This is a genomic window from Cobetia sp., from assembly GCF_983723665.1.
The window spans coordinates 2,379-5,868 of the sequence record NZ_CFDJES010000140.1; the positions used below are offsets into that span (position 1 = coordinate 2,379).

Here is a 3,490-nt window from a genome sequence, read left to right on the forward strand (position 1 = left end):
GACATGCCGATGCGTACCTTGTCGAAGTCGGGCTGGTTCGGGTCGAACACGATCTTGACCGGCATGCGCTGGGTGATCTTGGTGAAGTTGCCGGTGGCGTTCTCGCTGGCCACGGCCGAGAAGGCGCTGCTGGAGGCCGGTGCGATGCTGTCGACATGGCCAGTGAAGGTCTTGCCCGGCAGGCTATCCAGCGTCATCTCGACCGGTTGGCCCGGCTCCATCTCGGCCATCTGGGTCTCGAGATAGTTGGCGACGACATAGGCTTCCTTGTGCGGCACGATGGCCAGCAGCGAATCACCCGGTTGCACGTAGGCGCCGACACGCAGTGAGCGCTGGGTGACGATGCCGTCCTTCGGCGCACGAATGACGGTATAGCCGGTGTTCAGTTCCGCCTGCTCGAGCGCTGCACGTGAGCGTTCGACCTCGGCCAGGGCTTCCACGCGCTGGGCTTCAAGGACGCCGATCTGCTTTTCCGCCGAGCGCTGAGCCGCCTGGGCCTGCACGAGATTGGCTTCCCAGATGCCCTGCTGTTCATCGGCCTTTTCCTTGTCCTGCTGGGAGGCGGCGTTGGTCATGCGCAGGCTGCGGTAACGCTTGGCATCATTGCGCGCATAACGCAGCGAGGCCTGGGTGGACTTCACTTCGGCGATGGACTGCTGCACGACGGCGTGCTGACGCTCGATGTTGGCATCCAGGTCACCGACCGCTGCCTGCTGGGCGGCGAGATCGGCCTGGGCGGAGTGCAGGGAGGCCTGGTAATCGCGGTCATCCAGCGTGGCCAGGATCTGGCCTTCCTTGACCACTTCGTTGTCTTCCACCAGCACCTTGTCGATCTGGCCCGCGACGCGTGTGGTCACCATCACGCTATCGGCGCGCACATAGGCATTGTTGGTGGCTTCGCGGCCATCGTGGCCCTTCCAGTAGAGGCCCGCGTAGGTCGCGACCAGCAGGAGCGCCAGAACGCTCAACAGTAGGGTGGTACGTGTCTTGTTCATGTCGGTGTCGTATCTCGTCGTCTATGTCGAAGAAGGGGGAAGTGGCTGAATCCTGGCTGGCGGGCAGCCGCCGGCTTTGTCTGTGTCTATGCCCCGGAGGGTTGTGCTTGAGGGGGCTGTGCTGGCGATGGCTCTGGTTGAAGTGCCGGTGCCGGCGCCGGCGCCGGCGCCGGTTGTGGCGGATAGGCGCGGATCGGCAGCACCATGACCAGTATCAGCAGCGCCACCACGAAGGGGATGATGGCGAGGTAGGCATCCGCATAGCTCATCACGGAGGCCTGCTCGGAGATGCGCGTGGTGATATCGCTTGCCGCATCGACCTGGATGAGTCCGGCGGGCTGATTGCCCTGCAGGCCGAGTGCCTCGCCCAGGCGGGTGGTGTGCAGGGCTTCACGCGTGACGAGGAAGCTTCCGTAGACCGTGGAGGCCACCACCGTGAACAGGGCGCGCAGCGAGTTGACCATCGCGGTGGCGAACGGCCCTTCCAGCGGGCTGAGCGCCCCGGTGGCATTCATCAGCAGCGGTACCACCACCATCGGCTGGCCCAGGGTGTTGAGCACCTCGATGAGATAGAAGTTGTCGCGATTCCAGTCGCTGGTGAGCTGCGAGCCCAGCAGGCAGCTGATCAGGATCAACACCAGGCCCGTGGCCATCACGTAGCGGCTGTCGACGCTCTTGCGGTTGATCAGTGTCGCCACCAGCGGTGCCAGCAGCAGCTGCGGCAGGGCCATGGTCAACATGACCGGGAACAGCTGCATGGGGCGATAGCCCTGCACTTCCCCCAGGAAGGCGGCGGGAATGGTGCCGGCGGCCAGGGTCAGGAACATGAAGGTACACAGGGTGATGATGCCGAAGGCAAAGTTGCGGCGTGCCAGCAGCTGCAGCTTGTAGAGCGGCATCGGGTGGAACCACTCATGGATCAGGAAGGTCACGAAGACCAGCCCGCCCGTGGTCAGCAGGGCGACGATCAACGGCGAGTTGCCCCAGTCGAGTCGCTCACCCTGGGTCATGCCGGCGACCAGCGCGCACAGGGCGGTGACGCCCAGCAAGGCACCGAGCCAGTCGAACTGCTTGCAGCGTTCCAGCTTGAGCGGGTCCTGCGGCAGGCCCCAGGAGACCAGCGCGGCGGCGAGAAGGCATACCGGCGCGGTTTCCCAGAACACCAGATTCCAGTCGCCCAGGTCGCCATAGAGAGCGGCCAGCGGTGCCGACAGATAAGGGCCGAAGGTGGCCGTCATCGCATAGGCCGACAGGCCATAGAGCTTGCTGTGCCACGGCAGGAAGCGCAGCGCCGACATCATCAGCAGCGGCAGGATGCTGCCGGAGGCCAGGCCCTGGGCAACGCGCAGCCCCGCCATCAGCGGGAAGCTGTCGGCCAGGGGCACCAGCAGAGAGAACAGGGCCAGTGACAGGCAGGCACCGATCGCGAAGCGGCGCAGGCTGAAGGTGACGGCCAGCCAGCCGGCGAGCAGCATCATCGAGACTTCCGCCGCGCTGTAGATCGTGGTCAGCCAGCTGCCCTCATCGTGGGAGAAGCCGAAGTGTCCGACCACATCCGTCAGGACGGTCTGCGTGACACGCTCTCCCACACCGGACATCAGCGATGCGAGCAGAATGCCCACAAGACCGAGTGCGAGTCGTAGATTGAAGGGTTGAGGAGCGGCCACTGTAGAGTTCCCGTTTTGAGGTGAAGCGCTAGACACCTTGGGTGTCTCGTTGTGCGGTACACTGTACCACTAGGTGGTTTTGTTAGGCAAGTATTTAGCTTGTTAAGGAGTTGTGTCTGTGTCCACAAGAGAAGGTAGTGGCGTGCAGGTCGTGGCCAGGGTGGCGGCGATTCTCAAGAGTCTGGAAGGCAGTGAGCAGGGCATGAGCCTGGGGGAGATCGCCGCCAGGAACGATCTGCCGCGCTCGACCGTCAAGCGGCTGGTCGATGCGCTGGCCCAGGAAGACCTGCTGGAAATCCACGGCCATGGTGGGATACGGCTCGGCTCTGCGCTGATGCGGCTGGCGCGACATAGCCAGCTCGACATCACCACGCATGCCAAGTCGTTTCTGGAGGCGTTGAGCGGCACCACCGAGGAAACGGTGGTGCTCTGCAGTCTGAGCGGCAATGAGCTGCTGATACTGCACTCGGTGTTGTCGCCGCTGCCGCTGCGGGTATCGCCGATGGCCGGCAACTTCCTGTCATTGCATGCGACAGCCAGCGGCAAGGTGCTGCTCTCGCATCTCGAGGATGAGCAGGTGGAGCGCTTGCTGGGCACGGAACTCACGGCCTACACGGACAACACCCTCGCGATGCCGGCGCTGCTGACGCAGCTGGCCGAGGTGCGTCGCACCGGCACCGGTCATGACTCGGATGAGCATATGCAGGGGGTTGGCGCGATCGCTATCGGCCTGGAGACCAGCCAGGGCCATTACTCCGTGTCCGTGGTCGGTCCCTCGTGGCGCATCAGCGAGCGCAGGGCGGAGATTCAGGCCGCGCTGCAGGCGAC

Annotated in this window: 3 protein-coding genes; 1 reads left to right on the forward strand and 2 read right to left on the reverse strand. The window is 64.3% G+C overall.

Annotated features, from left to right (window positions below):
* The coding region (locus AC4FAH_RS12250; RefSeq protein WP_490246108.1) for an HlyD family secretion protein at positions 1-995 on the reverse strand (995 nt) is incomplete at its 3' end.
* 86 nt (positions 996-1,081) lie between these two features.
* Positions 1,082-2,662, reverse strand: coding sequence for an MFS transporter (locus AC4FAH_RS12255; RefSeq protein WP_490246109.1), 1,581 nt, complete (start codon positions 2,660-2,662; stop codon positions 1,082-1,084).
* A gap of 118 nt (positions 2,663-2,780) precedes the next feature.
* Here AC4FAH_RS12255 and AC4FAH_RS12260 point away from each other — a divergent pair.
* Positions 2,781-3,490, forward strand: a 710-nt coding sequence (locus AC4FAH_RS12260; protein WP_483237302.1) for an IclR family transcriptional regulator, incomplete at its 3' end; no start/stop codon positions are given.